Raw genomic sequence first — 21,027 nt, forward strand, 5'->3', positions numbered from 1 at the left:
GACAAGGTTTTTTTAAGCTCTATTGCCTAGTTATAAACTACTACCATAGCCGGTCTTAGGATGCGGTCATGGAGTTTGTAGCCTTTTTGGAAGACTTGTGCGATGGTGTCTGCTGGATGCTCATCATCAGCTGGAACTGTTTGAATAGCCATATGGTAGTTATGGTCAAATTCACCGTCCGCTGGAATTTCTTCAATTCCTTCTTCTTTCAGAGCATGTACCAAACTTTCTTGGACCATTTCCAAGCCCTTCTTCACATCATCTGTCAGCCCTTCAACAGCAAGGGCACGTTCTAGGTTGTCCAATGATGGCAAGATTGCTTTTGCCAAATCTTGACTGCGATAGCGTTGCAAGAGTTGGCGTTCTTCGTTGGCACGTCGCTGAATGTTTTGCATTTCTGCATGAGCACGAAGGTATTTGTTTTCAAACTCTTCGGCACGTTCATTTGCCAAGTCCAATTCAGACTTCTCAGGAGTTGTTTCTTCTACTGATTCAACAACTTCCTCTTCTTTTACTTCTTTATTATTTATATCTTGGGCCATTTTCGCCTCCTTTAATGATTTCAATCTCAATTCACTTCATAGTGATTACTGCTGAGGTAGCGGTAAAAATCCGTCAACTTCATAGTCAAAACTCGATTAACTACATTGAGTTGATTGACCAATTGTTGATAATCCAGATTGACCGGACCTATAATCGCAAGGATTCCAAATCCACGATAGGGAATCAGGAACTTACTGCTAATCACTGCTAAGTCAGCTAAACAGGATTCTTGGCTATCCGCAACTCGGACACTTTGCATCTGGTCACCAATCAGATTTTCTCGAATTTCCAAAGCTACCTTTTGTGGCTGATCAAAGAATTGATAGGCCGCTAAATTAGCGAAATTCAAAAGATTGACTTTGCCAGAAACCACGATATTTTCATTGAACATTTCTTTGAAGATATGCTCAATAAGATCCATAACATTATCCGTTGTTGTGAAGTAACGTTGGATAATTTGCGGAATCTCTGTCCGAATCTTGTAGTGAATATCCAAAACAGTCTGATCCAGGAAACGTTCTTGAATCATGGTCTTGAGGCGATTTAAATCCTCCTGCAAGAAATTTCTCGGAATCAAAAACTGACTGGTAACTGTTCTAGACTCATCAAGCGTAAAAACAGCAAGAGCTGTATGTTGCCCGAGGACAACAATATCAAAAGCTGTTAGCTTCTGTCTACTTGGTTCTACATCCAGTGCAACAACCGTACAACCACTCAAGTCTGTCAAGATTCTAGTTGCCTCTTGAAGAATATCCTCAAGTTTGAAGAATTCCTGATCAAAGGCTTTTACAATCTCATAAACTTGATTCTCAGCTAAACGGTCGAAGGATAAGGAGTGTTTGACATAATATTGAAAACCAGCCACACTCGGCATCCGACCACTGGAAGTATGAGCCTTTTCAAGCAAACCTTGCTTTTCTAGAGCTGCCATATCATTTCGAATGGTAGCACTACTTGAGTTGATAGTCTCTTGCAAGGCCTTAGATCCAACAGGTTCGTGCGTTTTGGTAAAGATGTCAATAATCAGATTTAAAATATTCTGCTGACGTTCTGTAACCATCTCGCTACTCCTCTCTGATAGATCTTTTTAGCACTCGACACATCCAAGTGCTAACTTATGATTCTATTATACACCCTTAGTAAAGAATGTCAAGACAAAAACTCAAAATATTAGCACTCTTTTGCCAAGAGTGCTAAAAATCAGTCTGAGGACCTAGAAAATCATCTTACATTCTCAAGATATTTCTTTTTAAGTCTGTAAAAACTATAGATTAGGTAAGAAATCATGAGGGCATAAAGGGCAAAAATAAGGAAGAAAGATTGAGAGAGACTTTCGCGAAACAAGCTCATACAAATAACTAGACCGCCAGAGATAGAAACTGTAGATGTACGAAATCTAGATTTCACATCAGCCCATTGAAGACGATTGTCCATGAAAGATTGATCATTTAAATCTACATCACAAGTTGCTTTTCTAAAAACAGTATAAGAACAATTTTCCACAAATTCCCATTCTCTATCCTTCATACTTTGTAAATCTACATCATTTTTTCTAAGGTAGCTAGTATTCCACACACGGTAAATCACATCATCTGGTTGGCATGGTTCAAAATAGAAAAAGCCAAAACGATTCGATATAAATTTCCAACCTTTCAAATGCATCTCATGCAAATAATCTTCTACCTTATCCAAATCAAAAATGGTAAACATTCGAAATTGTACATTGCTTTTCATTGTCTAACCTCCAAAATGGTTTTATTTATCAGATAATTCTTTCCACTTTTGAAACAATCTCCAAAAAACATATGAAATCTGAATCGCAAAAACTATCAATAAAACACAATCTATTATGACAATGAAAAACATTCCCCAACTGAAATGACTACCTCCACTGACAAACTTTGATAAAACCGGTAGTAGAGCTAAAAAGAGAAGCAAAATAGGAAGCATCCGCATTGTTAAAATCTTCTTGACCATTGCTAATTTCCCAGCCGCGTCATTATAAATTTCAAACTCGGCATCCAACTCAACACCAGAATAAGGCTTTCTAAAGTAGGAAAAACCATTAAAGTCTGTAATATGTTCCCACCCACAATCTTTAAATAGTTGTAAATAGGAAGCTCTCTCTGACTTTTTCATAGGATAAAAGTCCAACTGATAAACCACCTGCTCCGGTTGGCACTTTTCAAAAGTATACTTAACTGCAACTACTAAGTTAGAATAACTTACTTCCTTAAGTTTCCAACCCTGAGCATGCATTTCTCCGAGATAGAGAGCCTCTCTATCATAATCTGCAATGGTAGCAATTCTATAAACAACTTTCTTTTCCATCAAAGTTCCTCCCGACTGTTTCTATAGAGTCGCTCAATACGTTTCAACTCAATCTCTAAAACTTTTCGACCCAAGTCTGTTATCTGATAGATTTTACGTTTTTCCTCTTCTCGGACAAAGGAAACCAAACCATCCTTTTCCATCTTCGATAGGGTTCCATACATAGTTCCAGGACTAATCGAAACTTGCGAATCTGTCATCTCTTTAACCTTTTGCGTAATACCATAGCCATGGTTCTCCTTTTGCAGACAGAATAGAATATAAAAACCCGTTTCAGTCATGGGAAGGTAAACCCGCCTAATCTTATCTGTTAATTCCATTTAATCAGACCTCCTATTTAGTTCGATATATCGCACCTCGTTATATAAAATATATCACACCTCGATATAAATTGCAAGAAAAAAAGATCGTCCTCACGGACAATCTTTCTGATTTATCATTAATATAGATCTAGGTAGTTATCAATTTCCCATTGTGAAACGAAGGTTGCATAGCTTGCCCATTCGATTCGTTTAGCTTCAAGGAAGCTAGTGTAGATGTGTTCACCTAGAGCTGCTTTAACCACTTCGTCTTCTGTCATAGCCTTCAAAGCGTTGTGAAGAGTTGATGGAAGGTCTGTGATACCAGCCTCTTTACGTTCTTCTGCAGTCATGATATAGATGTTTTCTTCAATTGGTGCTGGCGCTTCGATTTTGTTTTCAATACCGTGCAAACCAACTTCCAAAAGAACAGCCATTGCGATATATGGATTTGCCATTGGGTCTACTGAGCGCAATTCCAAACGTGTTCCCATTCCACGAGTAGCAGGAACGCGCACCAACGGTGAACGGTTACGACCAGCCCAAGCGATGTAAACCGGCGCTTCGTAGCCTGGAACCAAACGTTTGTATGAGTTAACTGTCGGATTCATGATAGCTGTGTAATTGTAGGCGTGCTTGATCAAACCACCAAGGAAGTGATAAGCTGTTTCTGATAATTGCATTCCTTTTGGATCATTTGGATCAAAGAATGCGTTGTTGCCTTCAGCATCAAACAAGGACATATTGCAGTGCATTCCTGAACCAGCGATACCAAATTTAGGTTTAGCCATAAAGGTTGCATACAAACCATGTTTACGCGCAATTGTCTTTACAACAAGTTTAAAGATTTGAATCTTATCACAAGCACGAAGAACTTCATCATACTTAAAGTCAATCTCATGTTGACCTACGGCAACTTCGTGGTGACTGGCTTCTACTTCAAATCCCATTTTAGTCAAGACATTTACAATCTCACGACGGGTATTATCGGCAAGGTCTGTAGGCGCCAAATCAAAGTAACCACCCTTGTCATTCACCTCAAGAGTTGGGTCTCCATTTTCATCAAGCTTGAATAGGAAGAATTCTGGTTCCGGACCAAGGTTGAAAGATTTGAATCCAACTTTCTCCATGTGATGAAGAGCTCGTTTAAGGTTGCTTCGAGGATCTCCAGCAAATGGCTCTCCTTCTGTTGTATAGACATCACAGATCAATCCTGCGACACTACCGTTCTCATCTCCCCAAGGGAAGACAGTCCATGTGTCCAGGTCAGGGTACAAGTACATATCTGATTCATTGATACGAACAAACCCTTCAATAGAAGATCCATCAAACATAGCCTTGTTTGACAAGACCTTGTCTAGTTGTTCATCTGTAGCAGGAATTTCGACGTTTTTCATTGTTCCCAAAATATCTGAAAACATGAGACGGATAAAGGTTACATTTTTTTCCTTAACTTCACGACGAATATCTGCAGCTGTGATTGGCATGGTTTTTCTCCTTATATATGACGACTTGCGGTTGCCTAACCGCGACCAAAAGGTGATTGTTGAGAAGCAAAGCGACTTTGTTGAAGAACTTCATTCCGAAGGGCACGACGAACCTCAGTTTGACTAACTGGTTTCTTGGCTTTCGCCTCACGTTCGGCATATTTTTTCTTGATAGCAGCAATGTTCAGACCTTCAGAGATATAATCCTTAATCTCAAGCAACCGATCCATGTCATTTAAAGAATACATCCGGCGATTACCTTCGTTTCGATCAGGTTTTATCAACTCTTGATCTTCATAATAACGAATTTGACGCGCCGAAAGATCGGTCAACTTCATAACACTACCAATAGGGAAAACTGCCATATTGCGACGAAATTCTTTTTCCTTCATGTGCACTTCCTCTTCTTTCTGTCTATTATAGTCTAAAAAAAATCAATCGTCAATTGTTAATGTCATATCTTGTGACATTATTTTATTTTTTCTGTATGAGACTCCGCAAGCGATCAATATCATAATTGACTAGAATTGCTACAAAAACTCCCATAAAAGTCTCAAAAACTCGAGCAAACACGTACAAAACAGTCTCTCCGCTCGGAATTGATAGGGTAATAATCAGCATAGCTGCAACTCCCCCAATAACTCCCGACTTATTGTTCATGGCAACATTTGTCATGATGGTTAACATGGTACATATCGGAACCACAAGGAGAGTTACCCAAAAGGCTCCATGAAAAAAGTTATTCAAGAGAAAGAAAATCAGCGCATAAAAACCACCGATACTATTCCCTAAGATACGAGATGTCCCAAAATGGACACTCTTATCAAAGTCTTCTCTCAAGCTAAAAACGGCTGTAAGAGCTCCAATCTGAAGTCCCTTCCATCCAAAAAAACCAAAAATCATGAGGACCAAAAAAACAGCGATTCCTGTTTTAAAGGTGCGCATCCCCAACTTAAACTTAGATTTATCAAATCTATACTTTTTAAAATAACTCATCATTTCATCTTTCTTTTTTTCCATTTTATCATAATTTTACTTTTTTGAGAAAAGGATTCCTCAACTGAAGAAAATAGGAACTAAAAAGAGAAGGGTATAAATCCTTCTCTTTTATATTCCAATATTCTATTTTAGAATAAATACATGAAAGCCAAGGTGACGAGACTAGCAAGCAAGCCCACTCCCCAAAAGAAGAAATCGACTTTCCACTCACTCCATGCTTGACCTTTACCAGAAAATCCACCCAACTCAAAATGGTGATGAACTGGTGTCATTCGAAAGATACGTTTCCCGCCAGACAACTTAAAGTAGGTAACTTGCATCATGACAGATGTTGTTTCAAAAACATACACTATACCAATCAGGAGTAGCGTCCATTCTTGGTGCAGTGCCATAGAAATAGCGGCCAACATCCCTCCAAGAGCAAGACTTCCGACATCTCCCATAAAAACTTTAGCAGGCTTATGGTTAAAGACAAAGAAACCAAGAAGACCACCAATCATAGCAAGAATCACTAGGAGAATATCCAATTGGTTTTGTACATAAGCAATGACTCCATAGGCAGATAGGCTAATCACTACTGAGATACTTGCCAAGCCATCAATTCCGTCAGTCAAGTTAACAGCATTCGAAAAACCAACTAACCAGAAGAGAGCAAAGAAAATGTAAAGAACGCCTAGGTGCAATGGATACTCAAATACATTTAAAACATCCCCTCCTCTTTCATAAAAGAGATAGAAAATAACTCCTCCTATTAATTGAAGCAGGAACTTTTGTTTAGGATTAAGTCCTTCATTGATTTTACGAAAAACCTTGAGAAAATCATCAAAGAAACCAACCAATCCATATAAGACTAGGATAAAAAGAATCATCCCAGCATTATTGGTTAACTGATTCGTCGCAAGAGCAAGAACTAAACTAACTAAGACACCCGTTATAAGAAAGACGATCCCCCCCATTGTTGGGGTTCCGGCCTTAGCCTGATGTTGTTTCACGTCCTCATGCATCTGCTGACCGGTAATATGTGCCTTATGATAAAAACGGATAAAGACTGGAATTCCTACTACTGTAAGAACAAAAGCAACGACTCCAGCAAAGATAGAAACTAACATTCTAATCTCCTAATGTTATTTTTATTTTCTGTATGTTTTTTAAAGCTGTATTGGCACGAACACTTTGTTTCGTAACAGTTTGTCCAGAGCCTTCATATTCTACCTCGAGATTGAGCCATTTTGCAAAGGTTTCAACATTCTTCTTAGACCAACCATACAAGTCAGGCATCTCCTCTACCTTGTCAGAGAGTAGTAGAACTTTTTCATTAGCATCTAGATTGGTTCCTTCTGATACTGAACTTTCTTTAATTTTTGTTCCGGAACCGATAACAATTGGTTGAACAAGGTTACGTCGTAGCTCTTCAGCCAAATCTCCAGCACTATAATCCTTAGTCGCAGGCATTGCATAGTTAGTTGTTGATGTTACCTGATCCAAGTTCTTAGCTGTAGATTGAAGATTGAGAGATTCCTTCATGGCAGAAGCTCGTTCAAGAATAGGATTAGCAAATTCTCCAAACCAAGGGTTAGAAAAGTGTTCTGGCTGTTGAACTGTTACGTAAAGAATAAAATCAGGATTTTCAGAAGGATGCATGGTTACTACAGAAAAGATATAATTGGTTTTCCCAACTAAATATCCTCCGTTTTGCTCATCGGCAATTTGAGCTGTTCCAGATTTGACAGAAACAGTCTGACCAGGAACAGTAACGATTGGTTTACCGGTAAGTTTATTGTACATTGTACCATAAACAGGATCTGTACCAACCAAAATCATATTTTCTCGAGTCAGACTAGCCGCTTCTTTAGAAACAGGATTCCCTACAACCTCCCTCTGCGATTTACGAACAGTCTGATCATTTGGATCATAGAGGGCACTAATAAACTTCGGCTCTAGCATGACCCCATCATTAGCGATTGCTGTAAAGGCACGAAGCATCTGGGTCTGAGTAACAGAAATCCCTTGACCAAAAGAACTCATGGCAATACTAACGATATTGTCTTCAGGCAATTGTCCGGCATATTCATCACTCATCCCAAAACGAGTAGGAACACCAAATTTGAAACGACTGAGATAGTCTAACCAAGTGGCATCCCCCATTTTTTGCTGGAGCAAGGTCATACCGACATTACTCGAGTGATCAAAACCTTGTGAGTATGTCATTATACTTCCAGCTGATAAGCCATCATTCACATCCCAGTCCTTAATAGTTGCATCTGCTATTTTTAATTCGCTACTATTAAAGTATTCTCCACCAGGGAAGGTGTTGTTATCTATAGCTGCTGCTAAGGTCATGACCTTCATGGTTGAACCTGGTTCATAGTTACTTTGGTAAAGGATATCACGCCAGACAAAGTCCTCTGTAATCCCTTCTTTGGTATCAGCATCAAAGGTCGGTCTTTGAGTCGTGGCCAGAATTTCTCCTGTCTTGGCACTAACCAAGGTCGCAGTCATATACTTGCCTTTTAGTTTTCCTTGGAAGGCATCCATTTGACTTTCCATAAAGGACTGCAAAGGACTAGATAGGGTCGTATAGACGTCTTTCCCGTTTACGGTCTGTTGGGTGACTTGTTCTGTACCAGGAACAATATTACCTAGACGGTCTTTTTCGTATGTAATAATACCATCTGTCCCTGCCAATAAACTATTTAAGGAACTCTCGATACCAGATGTCCCAATTAGACTTTTCGTGCCATCTTCATTTTCATGTAACTGTGCTAAACCAATAAAGGATGAGGCAAATTTCCCATTTGGATAACTTCGATTTGGACTAGTCGTAAAATTAATACCCTCAACCTTAGCAGATTCTAAGTCCTGTTTAATGGACATCATATTAGCATAGGTAATCCCATTCCCTTTAGCACCAAAAGAAACCTGTTTGAGATTTGGTTGAGAGAGTTGATTTTTGACGTAAGTCTCCTCCATATCTAAGTATTTATGAAAAATTTCTGCCACTTTGTTGTACTGAGATTCTTCTACATAAAGAACATCACCATTAGCGGACTTATATTCTTTATCTATTACAGCATAAACATTATAAGAGGTCGCATCTTCTGCTATGGGAGTTCCATTACGATCATAAATGGTTCCCCTCTTAGCAGGGACTGTTCGAGTTGTTTGATGAACCTTATAAGCTTCTTTGACCAGGTCAACACCAAACTTCTTTCCCGTACCAATAATCACCGCAAAGTTAACCAAAAAAACAGCAAAGAGAATGACAGCCAAGAGACTCAGACTCTTCCCCACTCGTCTGCGGTTTTCCATTGGAGATTTACGATTCTTAATGGCAAAGCGTATGATTCTTTCTTTCATAGTTTTCATCTACTACTCCGCCGATCGAATATTTTCATTATTCAATTGCAAATCTTGTGAATTTGCAATTTCGGTCAAACGTTCTGATCGGATCAATTCATTAACTTCTTGTTTAGCATCATCCAGCTCTGTCTTTTTTTCCTCGATTTGTGCATTGACTCTTGTCAAATCACTCTGAACCTGAAAAAGTTTTGTCTGCATATAGACTACACTGATCGCTAAGACAAGGGCTGTGATGGCAATTGAAAGGTAAAAGGCCTTTTCAACACGTGAAAATTTTTTTATACGAGCTTGTAGCAATTGGCTCGTTGTTCCTCTGTTTTCTACCATGGTTTCCTCTTACTTGTGAATTTTTCTTGCCACTCGAAGCTTGGCTGAGTGGGAACGATTATTGGCTTCCAATTCTTCCTTGCTTGGTAAAATCGGTTTACGAGAGACTAATTCCATCTTGGGCTTGAGATCGTCTGGGATGAAAGGCAAACCTTTAGGAACTTCAACTGTGGAAGCTTCCTTAAATAACTGTTTGGTCAAGCGATCCTCCAGCGAATGGAAGGTAATCACTGATATTCTGCCATCTAGAGCCAGCATATCCATAGCCTGCTGGATTGATTCATCTGCAGCACCCAGTTCATCATTGACCTCTATACGGATAGCTTGGAAAATTTGTTTAGCTGGGTGGCCTTTTTTCTTGAGCTCCTTTGCCGGTTTGGCAGATTTAATAATCTCTGCCAATTCCGTCGTGGTCTCAATCGGTTTCTGTTCACGCGCCTGTTCAATTTTTCGAGCAATCTGTTTGGAAAACTTGTCCTCTCCATATTTGAAAAAGATTCGAACCAATTCATGATAGTCATAATGATTGACAACTTCATAAGCGGTCAAACTAGCTTCCTGATTCATGCGCATATCCAGCGGTGCATCCTTCTTATAGGAAAAACCACGTTCACGCTGATCCAACTGCGGGCTTGACACACCTAAATCATAACAAATTCCATCAATTTCAGTCACACCTAAGTTATGTAAACAGTCCTTCAAATGACGGAAATTATCCTTGATGAAGGTGACCATTCCCTTTTCGATATAGGGAGCCAAACGTTTTTGCGCATTATCAATGGCATTCTGGTCTTGGTCAAAGGCATAGAGATGCCCTTTGTCGCTTAACTTACTTAATAAATACTCGCTGTGTCCTGCTCCTCCCAAGGTCGCATCAACGTAAATACCATCAGGTTTCACATCTAGCATATCAATGGTCTCATGGAGCATGACCGTTACATGATGAAATTCTTTTGTCATATCTTATCTATTTTACCACAAATCCGACTAGCTTGCATCCACTAAAGCTAAAACATTCCTCTGCTAGTTTATTCCTTATATTCAACTGGCTTCTCAGCTACTTGAGTTAACGCGGAGTCTACTTCTGGATTCAGGTGATGATGAACTGCTTCTGCCACAGCTCTTGGTATACCAACGGCGACAATCTCATCCACGCTGGCTTCCTTGATTTTTGTCAGAGATTTGAAATATTTCATCAAATTCTGCTTGCGTTTGGGACCTAGGCCTTCAATTCCATCCAATTGAGAAGAGAAGGAATTTTTCGAACGGAGTTGACGGTGGAATGTAATGGCAAAGCGGTGTACCTCATCCTGAATGCGTTGCAAGAGGAAAAATTCCTGAGAATTGCGAGACAACTCTACCACCTCAAGCGGATCTCCAAAAAGCAATTCATGGGTTTGGTGCTTGTCATTCTTTTGAAGTCCTGCGATCGGAATATCTAAGCCTAACTCTTCTTGAATAACCTGCTTAGCAATATTTACTTGACCTTGTCCACCATCAATGACGATTAGATCTGGCAGTGTCAAACCGTCACGCTGGACCCGTCCATAACGTCTACGAATAACCTCTCGCATACTTGCATAGTCATCTGGTCCGACAACAGTCTTGATTTTATACTTGCGGTAATCTTTTTTGCTTGGTTTCCCATTAACAAAAACAACCATAGCAGAAACTGGACTGGTCCCCATAATATTAGAGTTATCAAAAGACTCGATACGGACTGGGGTTGGAATTTGTAGAAGTCGCCCAAGATTTTCAATAGCTCCTTGAGTTTTTTCAACTGATTTCTCTAACAGATTAAACTTCTGCTCTAAGCTAACGCGAGCGTTTTTAATGGCTAGATTAACAAGCTGCTTCTTCTCCCCTCGTTGAGGCTTGAGAACCTTGGTATCCACCAAAGCCTTGATAGCTTCTTCGTCAATATCTTGAGGAATCAAAATTTCATTGGGAACCAGGTGAGATTTTTCTTGATAAAACTGTCCCACATAGGTCAAAAAATCCTCATCTGGATCATTGTAGTAAGGAAAGAGATTGACATCGCGTTCAATCAGCTTACCCTGACGGACAAAGAAAACCTGTACACACATCCAGCCCTTATCCACATAATAACCAAAGACATCACGGTTTTGGAGATCCTTAGCCATGACTCGTTGCTTAGTCCGAAGGGTGCCAATAGCCTGGATAAGATCACGGTATTCGGCTGCACGCTCAAACTCCATATTCTGGGCTGCCAAAGCCATCTTATCCTTGAGGTCGTTAATGATTTTGTCATCCTGCCCCTTGAGAAAATCAGAAACTTCTTGGGACATCGCTTTAAAATAAGATTCATCCTTGTGACAAACCGTATGAGCCATACACTGGCCGATGTGGTAATAAAAACAGACCTTCGAGGGCGGATTGGTACACTTGCGAAAAGGAAAAATCCGGTCTAAAAGCCGTTTGATTTCATTGGCCGCACCCACATCCGGATAGGGACCAAAATAGAGACCTCCGTCTTTTTTGACCTGACGGGTGATAATCAAGCGAGGATAGCGCTCATTGGTGATTTTGATAAAAGGATAGGACTTATCATCCTTGAGCATAATATTGTACTTAGGCTTGTTTTCCTTGATGAGATTAATCTCTAAAAGAAGGGCCTCAATATTAGATTCCGTGACAATAAACTCAAAATCCACAATCTCAGACACCAGAGCTTCTGTCTTGGTATCATGGCTCCCACGGAAGTAGGACCGCACCCGATTGCGCAGATTTTTAGCCTTTCCTACATAAATGATAGTGCCGTTTTTATCTTTGTGAATGTAACAACCAGGGCTAGTCGGCAAGAGCTCCAGTTTTGATTTAATTAAGTTATTCATAGTTCCATTATAGCAAAAAGCGCCCTGTATTGCTTAAATCAGAGAGCTCCAGTTCCCTTAGAAAATCACTTATTCTCCAGACTCATATAGTTCTTGAACTTCTTTTACATCTTGAGCTTGGATTCCATAATAAGAGCCTGCTGGTTGCATAACCGAAACTTCATTGGTATGTTCCAAACCAATCGCATGACCTAGTTCATGCTCTGCTGTATGCATGATACGATCATAGGTATAGCCATAGTTTGGATTGGATAAATAATAATGATTCAAGCGAACGGTCACTGAAATGAATTGTTTGGTTAGGAGATTTGTCTGACTCTCCGCCTCACCTGCTACAGCTGTCGAACCATCATTCATTTCGGTAGCGAAAATATTGGCCTGATCCGCTTCTGTTACAAGCTCAAAGTTAAAAGCCCCTGTCTGGTTCCAGTTAGCAATAGCTTCAAGGTAGGCCTTTTGGAAAGTGGCATCCATTTGAGGATCAATATAGATAGTTGCTTGCGCCTTTGACCATTTTGCTCCTGAATCTTGATGATGATCTGTCTGAGATAAACCTTGCAACTTGCCAGTTTCTTGCCATTGATCCCAACCTGCTTGGCCGACTTGGACCACTTTGCTAACTTGATTTAAAGTAGCAGGTAAATTACCTGTCACATACCAGAGAATCCCAAAAGTGATGAGAATGAAGAAGATAAGCGTCCATACAAGGCGCCAAAACATACGTAAAATCCCTAGTAAAAACCGACATAACACACGAATAATCCAGCCCATAATTGCCCACCTTTCTAAAAAAATAAGAACCCATCTTTAAGTCATGGATTCCCATTCTAAAGATAGATTCTTTATTCTACTAAAACAAGCTGAAAGAAAGCTAAAATTAGGATAAACGTTCTTCCAAAACAAAATCAATTGGCAAGGTAGTTAAAAAACGTTCCAATTGCTTTTCCCAATAATACCACTCATGGGTTCCTGCACTATGGCTATAAGTCACATCTAAACCAAGTTTCTTAAGATTTTTAACTGCTAGATTATTGGCAGAATAGAGATAATCTTGTTCGCCACACCAAACCCAGAGTTTGGTCTCCTTGTCTGACTTTTTGGCAAGGGTCTCAAGCGAGTAAGGGCTATTCACCCAATCATTAACTTTGCCAAAAACACCTCGCCAGTAGGCACGCGTTCCTAAATCTTGACTCTCAGGAGAAAACTTCTCGAAGCTAAGCGCCCCAGAAAAGCTAGCTGCATGGGAGAAACGGTCAGTTGACAGTGCTAACTTGAAGGAACCATAGCCGCCCATTGATAAACCAGCAATGAAGGTTTTATCTCGCTCGTTGGTCATATTGGGGAAGAAGCGTTTGAGCACCTTAGGCAACTCTTCTGCTAGAGCTGTGTAATAGTTATAGCCATACTGAGTATCTGTATACCAGCCGTTGTTTGTATTTGGCATGACAACTATCAGATTGGTCCCACGTAGCAAGCGTTCTACATTGGTCCGTTTGAGCCAACTGTTGTGGTTCCCTGACATTCCATGAAGGAGATAGAGAACTGGAATATCTTTACTGTTTGGCTCTGTCACCCGAGATGCATCCGGATAGAGTACATTTACTCCCCACTCCATACCTAAAACTTCTGAGTAATACTCAATCTTCATTACTGCCATAACTTGCTCCTTATTCGTTTGAGATAAGAAAAAGCCGAAACTCGACTTTCTCTCTTGCTATTTAATCCTTATTTTGCTTCCATGACTACTGGTAAAATGGCTGGACGACGTTTCGTTTGTTCAAAAAGGAATTTAGCCAAATTGTCACGAACCTTACCTTTAAGATCAGCCCAGTCAAAGTCCTCCCCTTGGAGATAGTCTTCAACTGTTTGGTTCACCAACTCTGTACTTTCGCGCAGAATATCTCGACTCTTCTTGAGGTAGACAAAGCCACGTGTATGCACTCGTGCTTTGGCAATGATTTTCTTCTCGCGACGGTTAACAGTGATAGCCACGATGAAAATACCATCTTCTGACAAGACCTTACGGTCACGAAGAACAACATTACCAACATCCCCAATGGCATTTCCGTCAATCAAGACATCACCTGCAGCAACTGCACCAGACGGGACAAAGTCCCCATGTTCATAAGACATGGTTGTGCCCTTTTTCGGGATAAAAATGCGTTCTGGCAACAACCCAACAGCCATAGCAGCCTTGGCATGAGCGTCCAACTCACGGTATTCACCCTGGATTGGGAAGAGATACTGAGGTTGCAAAAGATTAATCATCAATTGCAGATCACGCGCATTCCCATGTCCTGATACACGCAAGCTTTGAGTGATCGGTTTAACGACACCACCTGCTTGGTAGACCATATTTTCTACACGTGCCATAACAGCTTCTTTAGCGATTGATGGCGTTGTAACGATATAAACCAAGTCTCCATCCTTGATTTCAACATAGCGGTGACGACCGATTGACATTTTACGGAGTCCATTAATTGGTTCACCCATACGACCGGTTTCAAGGATGATTAACTCGTGGTCTTCAAAACGAGACATATCTTTAGGTTTAATCAAGAGACTTTCGTTAGCCAATGACAATTTTTTCAAGCGAATAGCTGTACGAACGATATTTTCAATATCAAATCCAGTCAAAACAACACGACGTCCTGTCTCTGCAGCAGCATCAAAGACTTGCTGAATGCGAGAAAGGTTACTTGCAACAGCAGCTACAATGATACGTCCATCCCAGTCAGAAATGGTTTGTGTAATTTCATCACCAACTTCACTTTCGCTAGCTACTTGAATATTACTGTCTGCGTTTGCTGAGTCGCTTAGAAGAGCTAAAACTCCTTCGCGACCAATTTCTGCTAAACGACCAAAGTCAGTTGCATATGATTCGCTAGCCGTTTGGTCAAATTTGAAGTCCCCTGTATAAACGATACTTCCTTCAGATGTTTTCAAAACGACACCCAGACTCTCTGGGATAGAGTGAGTTGTGCGGAAGAAGGAAACCTCCGTACCGCCAAAGTCGATTTCTGTATTTTCATCAATAACATGGAAGTCATCGAATTTTTTAGCACTATCATTTCCTTTAACAAAAAGCTTAGCAAGCTCAATTGTCAACTCTGAACCAAAAACAGGAACTTTCACTTCTGACAAAAGATAAGGAAGAGCTCCAATCGCATCCGCATGTCCGTGCGTTAAAAAGACACCTGCAATACGGTCGCTATTTTCAAACAGATATTCCATATTTGGAATAACGACATCGACACCCAACTGCTCATTTTCAGGATATTTTAAACCTGCATCTAAAACAAAGATTGAGTCATTAATTTCTGCGATGTACATGTTTTTTCCATTTTCACGAACACCGCCCAGAGTTGTTAATTTAATATTGGTCATTTTTCCTCCGAAGCATTACTATAACGTGTTTGTAGAGTCTTCACAACTCTCTTTTTTTAAAAGTTCAATTTACTTTTATCCGAATCTTTTCCTCTCATTATACCATTTTTTTACTAATTTTCAAAATGAAGATAGGATTTTAGCTAGAGTTCATTCACCACTGATAAAGGAAGTTACTCAGAAATAAAAAAAGATTTAGAAATTCTAAATCTTTTTTTATTTTTAGTTTGGATAAATGTATCTTACAGTACCTTTTGAAGCTGTTGGATTAAACCATCCACGGTAATTTCCGATTGGTTGAGTACCACTACCATCATAGTTTGCTTCCAATACCTGGATAGAATTTTCACTTTGTACATCTGTCACATAAGCAACGTGTCCATATTCACCACCGTCCCAAACGGCGATTGCGCCTACTACAGGCACAGTTCCTGTCCTAAAACCTTGTGTACTAGCATAGATTGCCCAAGTGTTGGCATTTCCCCACCAGTTGCTAGCCCAAGGAGCCATTTCTTTCACGCCCCATGTACACTGACCAACAGGATATGAGTTCCCGTAGTTTGTAGGAGTATTTACGACAACATCAGCAGTTGCTACCCCATTCACAGTACTAGTTGCTTCATAAGCCGGAGCATTGTATGAATAGCTAGCTTGAGTTAGGCCACTCACTTCTAGCACATCACCTGGGTGGATGGTGTCAAAAATGCTTTTTCCATTATTTGCCGCCAACACATACGGATCCATACCACTTGCAGCAGCAATACCAAAAAATGAATCACCATCTTGAACAACGTAAGAGTCTGCGCTAACAGTCTGAGCACCAACTGTAGCCAAAATAGCTGTAGATGTTAAACCAAGAGTCAGTTTAGCAACTGTTTTTTTCATAACAATTTTCTCCTAAAATTTTATTGATAATTTTTAATTTTTATGTTGATAAGAGAATCATACCTGATTTACATGTCAGTTGTTTTAGATTTATGTTGTAGTCATGTTACAAATCTGTATACTTTTACTACATAAAGTTAAAAATCACTTACAAAAAGAGACTGAAATAGGTTACTTCAGCCTCTTTGTATTTATTTTTTCACCAAGAAATCATATATTTCCTGTACTGTACCTAGTGCCATCATTTCTTGGTCTTTAACAGTTTGCTTGAGATTTTGATAAATCTGACTTTCAGCAATATCCCGTTTAGCCGCATCTTTATTAACCCTCATCACACCATTTTCAATGGTGACAAAACCAAGTTCTTCAAAAATCTGAATCATTTTGACTAGCAAGATCTGTTCTATCTTCAAATAAGCTGATAAGTCCTTGAGCTTATAACGAATATCAAATTCCGGGAACTGGTAGATTGTCTTGTAAAGCTTAGCGAATTGCTCTCTTGTACCATAACCTGTCAAATAGTATGCTTTAGCGATATCATTTTTAAAGTAAATAGCAGAGAAATCCTGTTCTTGCAACACTTGTTTGAGAAGATTGAGATCCTCGGGAATATTTTTTACAACGATTGCTGGGCTAGAAAGCATTTCTGGCAAAGCACTGGTAAAATCTAGGACAGGTACTCCCTCTGGTATCTCTACACTCTTACTACGGATGTTAAAAAGTTGAACACTGTCCACACGGGCATCTACCATCATCAACTGGAGGGTTGTTTGCCCATTCCATTGGTTAACAGAAAGGGTAACTGCCAATTCCAGTTGTTTTACCTGAGAAAACTCTGTAGCCTTTGATCCTTGGCCAAAAGCTACTACCTCAAAGCTCGCGGTCCCTTTGGAAATCTTCAATTTTAGATGACTATCTCCCGCTCCCATAGAACGAGCATTTTCAACTTGAAAATCTCGAATATAAAAAACAGGTTTTTGGTTATCCATTCCAAAAGGAGCTAATCGTTCAAAACTTTTAACCGTCTCTAAACTTAGGCTTTCCAAATCTAATTCTTCATCTAGATATAATGTATTCTTGCCCTTGGCATCTATCCCTTTGTCTTTTACATAGGTTTCTAAAATTTCCGATAAGGCGTCTAGCTGTTCCGCTTCAAGTGTCATACCTGCAGCGCCTGCATGCCCACCAAAGGCGATAAAAAGTTCCCGATGCGGATTCAAGGCTTCAAAGATATCGACTGCTTCAATACTTCGAGCACTTCCCTTGGCACGGCCATCTTCAATATTCAGAACAATAACTGTCTGCCCTAATTCTTCCAACAAGCGCCCAGCTACAATCCCAAGCACTCCTGGATTCCAACCTTCTTTGGCTAAAACTTGAACACTTTTGTTAGGGTCTACCAAACTTTTAGCTACTTCATAAATGGCTTGAACGATTTCCTTACGTTCTTCATTTTTATCTTGAATCATGAGGGCAATCTCACGCACCTCTTCATCATCAAAGCCAGTTAGTAACTCAATAGCTGGATTGGGATCATCCAAGCGTCCTAGCGCATTCAAACGAGGAGCTAGTTGAAAACCAACTGTCTCTTCTGTAAGGTCACTACTAGAAATCCCTGCAATTTCAAATAGTTCTTGGAGGCCTAGTCTTTGGGTATTGCGCAAAACTTCTAGACCATATTGAACCATAATACGATTTTCATCCGTCAAGCTGACCATATCGGCAATTGTCCCAATAGCAACCAAATCAAGCAACTCAACCTGTACTTCCTCCAAGAGGGCACAAGCTAGTTTAAACGCCACTCCACAACCTGCTAAATGTTTAAAAGGATAGTCTGCTTCTGGACGTTCAGGATGGACAATCGCATAGGCATCTGGCAAAACTTCTGGCATAGAGTGATGGTCTGTCACAATGACATCTACCCCCATAGATTGAGCCAAGTCAATAGCCTCATGGCCTGCAACTCCATTATCTACAGTTACAATCAAAGATATCCCTTGTTGCTCAATGAAGTACTTGTAAACACTAGCATTAGGACCATAACCATCTGTAAAACGATTAGGAAGATAGACTAAACACTCGGCTCCTAATTGTTCTAATGTTTCTTTAAGGATAGAAGCTGATGTCATCCCATCTGCATCGTAGTCTCCATAAACGAGAATAAATTCACCCTGCTCTATAGCACGACGAATACGATTCACTGCCTTGTCCATATCGTGGAGAAGATAGGGATCGTGTAAATCATCTAGACTTGGTGCCAAAAAACGAGACAAACTATCTTCATCCTTAATACCACGGCTAAATAATAGACGAGCAGCTTCAGGCCCTAGCCCAGCTTTCTTGGCGATTTTTGTAAAATCCGCATCCTCAACTTGAGGTGCAAATTGCCAATTATAAGTCGGAATAATCAAAATTCATCCACTCTTTCTTACGATTCTATCGTTTTATTATAACATGATTTTTAGTTTTTCTCTTGCTAATCTAACCACATTCCTTGCTAAATTTTCAGGCCACTTCAGCTAACACCCAGCATATTTAATTACGCAAAAAGCACCTAAACAACCAAGCTTTTCAGCTTAGCAATTCAGGTGTTCCTTATTTTAAAATTTATTCTTTAATTCTCGCTTCTGTATCAGCCACTAGTTGAGCGAGACTCGTTAGGCTCAATTCTTTTTCCATAGCTTGCTGGATTTTTAGCAATTTCTCATCTAAAACCACATGAATATTGGCTCCAACTGGACAATTTGGATTAGGATTATCATGAAAACTAAAGAGTTGTCCAGTCTTTCCAAGGCATTCCACTGCTTGATAAATATCCAAAAGACTGATATCCTCAAGATTTTTGATAATCTCTGCCCCTCCAGTTCCACGCGCGACGGAAATCAAGTCTGCTTTTTTCAGTTGGGACAAAGTTTTTCGGATAATAACAGGATTGACTCCAACACTACTAGCTAGAAAATCACTAGTCACCTTGCTTTCCTTCCCCTTTAGGGCAATGATTACCAACATATGTGTCGCAATGGTAAATCGGCTTGAAATTTGCATGCAGTCCTCCTTTATTATCAACAAAGCTCATTCTTCTCTTATATTTATTATATCTCCTAGAGTTGTAATGTCAAGAGTTACGACTAAGCCAGTCGTCCAATTCAACATCATGTCCTTGACTCTGAGCGATTTCGTGCAACAAGTCCTGATTATGGGTATGGTGAATTCCATTGACTAAGCTTTCATAGTATACCTCATAGTAGGGCAATTTCAAATCTCTAGCCAATTGTAATTCTGATTCAACATCGTAATCAACACGACGAAAATCGATATCTTTCAAGCCTTTTTCATCAAACTCTAAAATCATGTACTGAGCACGTAAATCCTTGCGAAGACTTGCTGATAAAAAGAACGGTTGCCCAATTGATCCTGGATTTAAAATGAGTTGTCCCTCGCTCCCATAGCGAAGAAATTGCTGGTGAATATGCCCATAAATCGCAATATCATAGTCAGGATTGGTTACCAAACGGTCAAAATCTTCCTGCTTGCCAAGATGGATCAGTTCTCTTCCCCAATTTTTATCCGGCAAATGATGGCTTATCCCTACCTTCAGATTTCCAAACTGGCGGTGTGTGTGCATGGGAAATGCCTGTAGAGCTTCAATATCATCTAGACTAATTTCTTCCATAATATACTGGCATTGGCGCAAGAGGTATCGATGGCTAGGTCTACTTGTATCTAATTTTCGATGAGCAGCCCGCCACAAACTCTCTTCCCAATTCCCCAAAACTCGAACCGTTATTGGCAAGTCCTCTAATCGTCTGAGAATATTTTTTCGTCCTGTCCCAGGCATGAGAATATCTCCCAAGAGCCAATATTCCTCAGCGCCTGCCTTCTCTGCATCTGCTAAAACAGCTTCCAGTGCTCTTGTATTTCCATGGATATCTGAAAGTACCGCAATTTTTGTCATATGATTCCCTCTTGCATTCTCTCCTTTAATTATAGCACTCTCAAAATCAAAGTCAAAAAGCATTTTTACTATCATGTTTTACTTTACTTTTTTAGTGAAAAGGATTACAATGAAGGTGATAAGAAATGAGGAGGTTTTTGATATGACACAACGTTACGAAAACATCATGGTAGCAGTCGACGGTTCTAAAGAAGCTGATTTGGCTTTTATCAAAGGAGTTCAGTCAGCATTACGTAACCAGGCTAAATTAACCATTGCGCATGTAATCGATACTCGTGCTCTTCAAAGCATTTCAACATTCGATGCAGAAGTTTACGAAGAGTTACAAGTCGAGGCACAAGAGTTGATGGCAGAATATGAAAAGCGTGCAAGAGACGCTGGTCTTAAAGATATTCAAGTTGTCATCGAAATGGGAAATCCTAAAACTCTTTTGGCTAAAACAATCCCTGATCAAGAACACGTTGATTTGATTTTGGTTGGAGCAACAGGGCTTAACGCCTTCGAACGTTTGCTTGTCGGATCTTCATCAGAATATATCCTACGCCATACAAGCGTTGACCTTCTCGTCGTCCGAGACAAGGATAAAACTTTATAAACCA

At 39.9% G+C, this 21,027-nt stretch carries 21 protein-coding genes; 1 reads left to right on the forward strand and 20 read right to left on the reverse strand.

The genetic code is table 11. The features are described from left to right. Nucleotides 1–26 precede the first annotated feature (26 nt). From grpE to NML75_RS02535, 20 genes are all read right to left on the reverse strand, one after another. Nucleotides 27–542 (reverse strand): nucleotide exchange factor GrpE, encoded by a 516-nt coding sequence (gene grpE, locus NML75_RS02440; RefSeq protein ID WP_254733632.1) that lies wholly within the window; start codon nt 540–542, stop codon nt 27–29. 26 nt (nt 543–568) lie between these two features. Further along, nucleotides 569–1,603 (reverse strand): heat-inducible transcriptional repressor HrcA, encoded by a 1,035-nt coding sequence (gene hrcA, locus NML75_RS02445; protein WP_070677036.1) that lies wholly within the window; start codon nt 1,601–1,603, stop codon nt 569–571. Between the two features lie 161 nt (nt 1,604–1,764). Then, nucleotides 1,765–2,277: a DUF2812 domain-containing protein gene (locus NML75_RS02450; RefSeq protein ID WP_254733633.1), complete on the reverse strand. Its 513-nt coding sequence runs from the start codon at nt 2,275–2,277 to the stop codon at nt 1,765–1,767. A 21-nt stretch (nt 2,278–2,298) separates the two neighbouring features. Then, on the reverse strand, nt 2,299–2,874 hold the full coding sequence (locus NML75_RS02455) for a DUF2812 domain-containing protein (protein ID WP_254733634.1): 576 nt from the start codon (nt 2,872–2,874) through the stop codon (nt 2,299–2,301). After that, nucleotides 2,874–3,194, reverse strand: a complete 321-nt coding sequence (locus NML75_RS02460; protein WP_000423982.1) for a PadR family transcriptional regulator — start codon at nt 3,192–3,194, stop codon at nt 2,874–2,876. The genes NML75_RS02455 and NML75_RS02460 overlap by 1 nt, the downstream gene beginning before the upstream one ends. Nucleotides 3,195–3,313: 119 nt before the next feature. Continuing rightward, a complete protein-coding gene (gene glnA, locus NML75_RS02465; protein WP_075230045.1) occupies nt 3,314–4,660 on the reverse strand; it encodes a type I glutamate--ammonia ligase in 1,347 nt (448 codons plus the stop codon). Nucleotides 4,661–4,695: 35 nt separating this feature from the next. After that, nucleotides 4,696–5,052, reverse strand: a complete 357-nt coding sequence (gene glnR, locus NML75_RS02470) for a transcriptional repressor GlnR (RefSeq protein ID WP_000659542.1) — start codon at nt 5,050–5,052, stop codon at nt 4,696–4,698. An 82-nt stretch (nt 5,053–5,134) separates the two neighbouring features. Beyond that, nucleotides 5,135–5,656, reverse strand: a complete 522-nt coding sequence (locus NML75_RS02475; RefSeq protein WP_075568048.1) for an FUSC family protein — start codon at nt 5,654–5,656, stop codon at nt 5,135–5,137. A gap of 131 nt (nt 5,657–5,787) precedes the next feature. After that, nucleotides 5,788–6,768: a phospho-N-acetylmuramoyl-pentapeptide-transferase gene (gene mraY / locus NML75_RS02480; protein WP_254733635.1), complete on the reverse strand. Its 981-nt coding sequence runs from the start codon at nt 6,766–6,768 to the stop codon at nt 5,788–5,790. Nucleotide 6,769: 1 nt separating this feature from the next. Next, nucleotides 6,770–9,025, reverse strand: a complete 2,256-nt coding sequence (pbp2x, locus tag NML75_RS02485; protein ID WP_254733636.1) for a penicillin-binding protein PBP2X — start codon at nt 9,023–9,025, stop codon at nt 6,770–6,772. A 3-nt stretch (nt 9,026–9,028) separates the two neighbouring features. Then, nucleotides 9,029–9,346 (reverse strand): cell division protein FtsL, encoded by a 318-nt coding sequence (gene ftsL / locus NML75_RS02490; protein ID WP_195183813.1) that lies wholly within the window; start codon nt 9,344–9,346, stop codon nt 9,029–9,031. A gap of 9 nt (nt 9,347–9,355) precedes the next feature. Next, complete coding sequence (rsmH, locus tag NML75_RS02495) at nt 9,356–10,306, reverse strand: 16S rRNA (cytosine(1402)-N(4))-methyltransferase RsmH (RefSeq protein ID WP_006150290.1); 951 nt, start codon at nt 10,304–10,306, stop codon at nt 9,356–9,358. Between the two features lie 68 nt (nt 10,307–10,374). Further along, complete coding sequence (gene uvrC / locus NML75_RS02500) at nt 10,375–12,201, reverse strand: excinuclease ABC subunit UvrC (protein ID WP_254733637.1); 1,827 nt, start codon at nt 12,199–12,201, stop codon at nt 10,375–10,377. 69 nt (nt 12,202–12,270) lie between these two features. Then, nucleotides 12,271–12,972: a M57 family metalloprotease gene (locus NML75_RS02505; protein WP_254733638.1), complete on the reverse strand. Its 702-nt coding sequence runs from the start codon at nt 12,970–12,972 to the stop codon at nt 12,271–12,273. 106 nt (nt 12,973–13,078) lie between these two features. After that, nucleotides 13,079–13,858, reverse strand: coding sequence for an alpha/beta hydrolase (locus NML75_RS02510; protein ID WP_006147883.1), 780 nt, complete (start codon nt 13,856–13,858; stop codon nt 13,079–13,081). A gap of 68 nt (nt 13,859–13,926) precedes the next feature. Continuing rightward, nucleotides 13,927–15,588: a ribonuclease J gene (locus tag NML75_RS02515; protein ID WP_004251767.1), complete on the reverse strand. Its 1,662-nt coding sequence runs from the start codon at nt 15,586–15,588 to the stop codon at nt 13,927–13,929. A 222-nt stretch (nt 15,589–15,810) separates the two neighbouring features. Continuing rightward, nucleotides 15,811–16,473 carry a COG3942 and LysM peptidoglycan-binding domain-containing protein gene (locus NML75_RS02520; protein ID WP_254733639.1) on the reverse strand — a complete coding sequence of 221 codons (663 nt, stop codon included), beginning with the start codon at nt 16,471–16,473 and terminating at the stop codon, nt 15,811–15,813. A gap of 191 nt (nt 16,474–16,664) precedes the next feature. After that, nucleotides 16,665–18,884, reverse strand: a complete 2,220-nt coding sequence (gene recJ / locus NML75_RS02525) for a single-stranded-DNA-specific exonuclease RecJ (RefSeq protein WP_254733640.1) — start codon at nt 18,882–18,884, stop codon at nt 16,665–16,667. A gap of 196 nt (nt 18,885–19,080) precedes the next feature. Continuing rightward, complete coding sequence (locus NML75_RS02530; protein ID WP_225750728.1) at nt 19,081–19,518, reverse strand: Rrf2 family transcriptional regulator; 438 nt, start codon at nt 19,516–19,518, stop codon at nt 19,081–19,083. 70 nt (nt 19,519–19,588) lie between these two features. Next, the gene (locus NML75_RS02535; protein ID WP_225750729.1) at nt 19,589–20,428 is read right to left on the reverse strand and encodes a metallophosphoesterase family protein; all 840 of its coding nucleotides are present in this window, start codon (nt 20,426–20,428) and stop codon (nt 19,589–19,591) included. Between the two features lie 142 nt (nt 20,429–20,570). Here NML75_RS02535 and NML75_RS02540 point away from each other — a divergent pair, with 142 nt between their 5' ends. After that, a complete protein-coding gene (locus tag NML75_RS02540) occupies nt 20,571–21,023 on the forward strand; it encodes a universal stress protein (protein ID WP_006155803.1) in 453 nt (150 codons plus the stop codon). The last annotated feature ends 4 nt before the right edge of the window (nt 21,024–21,027 follow it).

Origin of the sequence: Streptococcus sp. CF4-3, assembly GCF_024295385.1 — a bacterium.
GTDB lineage: Bacteria > Bacillota > Bacilli > Lactobacillales > Streptococcaceae > Streptococcus > Streptococcus infantis_I.

Coding starts and splice junctions, on each gene's coding strand:
- rsmH (WP_006150290.1), bottom strand. CDS start 10,306: ATGACAAAAGAATTTCATCATGTAACGGTCATGCTCCATGAGACCATT.
- NML75_RS02515 (WP_004251767.1), bottom strand. CDS start 15,588: ATGACCAATATTAAATTAACAACTCTGGGCGGTGTTCGTGAAAATGGA.
- mraY (WP_254733635.1), bottom strand. CDS start 6,768: ATGTTAGTTTCTATCTTTGCTGGAGTCGTTGCTTTTGTTCTTACAGTA.
- NML75_RS02530 (WP_225750728.1), bottom strand. CDS start 19,518: ATGCAAATTTCAAGCCGATTTACCATTGCGACACATATGTTGGTAATC.
- grpE (WP_254733632.1), bottom strand. CDS start 542: ATGGCCCAAGATATAAATAATAAAGAAGTAAAAGAAGAGGAAGTTGTT.
- ftsL (WP_195183813.1), bottom strand. CDS start 9,346: ATGGTAGAAAACAGAGGAACAACGAGCCAATTGCTACAAGCTCGTATA.
- NML75_RS02510 (WP_006147883.1), bottom strand. CDS start 13,858: ATGGCAGTAATGAAGATTGAGTATTACTCAGAAGTTTTAGGTATGGAG.
- NML75_RS02505 (WP_254733638.1), bottom strand. CDS start 12,972: ATGGGCTGGATTATTCGTGTGTTATGTCGGTTTTTACTAGGGATTTTA.
- hrcA (WP_070677036.1), bottom strand. CDS start 1,603: ATGGTTACAGAACGTCAGCAGAATATTTTAAATCTGATTATTGACATC.
- NML75_RS02450 (WP_254733633.1), bottom strand. CDS start 2,277: ATGAAAAGCAATGTACAATTTCGAATGTTTACCATTTTTGATTTGGAT.
- pbp2x (WP_254733636.1), bottom strand. CDS start 9,025: ATGAAAACTATGAAAGAAAGAATCATACGCTTTGCCATTAAGAATCGT.
- NML75_RS02540 (WP_006155803.1), top strand. CDS start 20,571: ATGACACAACGTTACGAAAACATCATGGTAGCAGTCGACGGTTCTAAA.
- NML75_RS02535 (WP_225750729.1), bottom strand. CDS start 20,428: ATGACAAAAATTGCGGTACTTTCAGATATCCATGGAAATACAAGAGCA.
- uvrC (WP_254733637.1), bottom strand. CDS start 12,201: ATGAATAACTTAATTAAATCAAAACTGGAGCTCTTGCCGACTAGCCCT.
- NML75_RS02520 (WP_254733639.1), bottom strand. CDS start 16,473: ATGAAAAAAACAGTTGCTAAACTGACTCTTGGTTTAACATCTACAGCT.
- NML75_RS02455 (WP_254733634.1), bottom strand. CDS start 2,874: ATGGAAAAGAAAGTTGTTTATAGAATTGCTACCATTGCAGATTATGAT.
- NML75_RS02460 (WP_000423982.1), bottom strand. CDS start 3,194: ATGGAATTAACAGATAAGATTAGGCGGGTTTACCTTCCCATGACTGAA.
- NML75_RS02475 (WP_075568048.1), bottom strand. CDS start 5,656: ATGAGTTATTTTAAAAAGTATAGATTTGATAAATCTAAGTTTAAGTTG.
- glnR (WP_000659542.1), bottom strand. CDS start 5,052: ATGAAGGAAAAAGAATTTCGTCGCAATATGGCAGTTTTCCCTATTGGT.
- glnA (WP_075230045.1), bottom strand. CDS start 4,660: ATGCCAATCACAGCTGCAGATATTCGTCGTGAAGTTAAGGAAAAAAAT.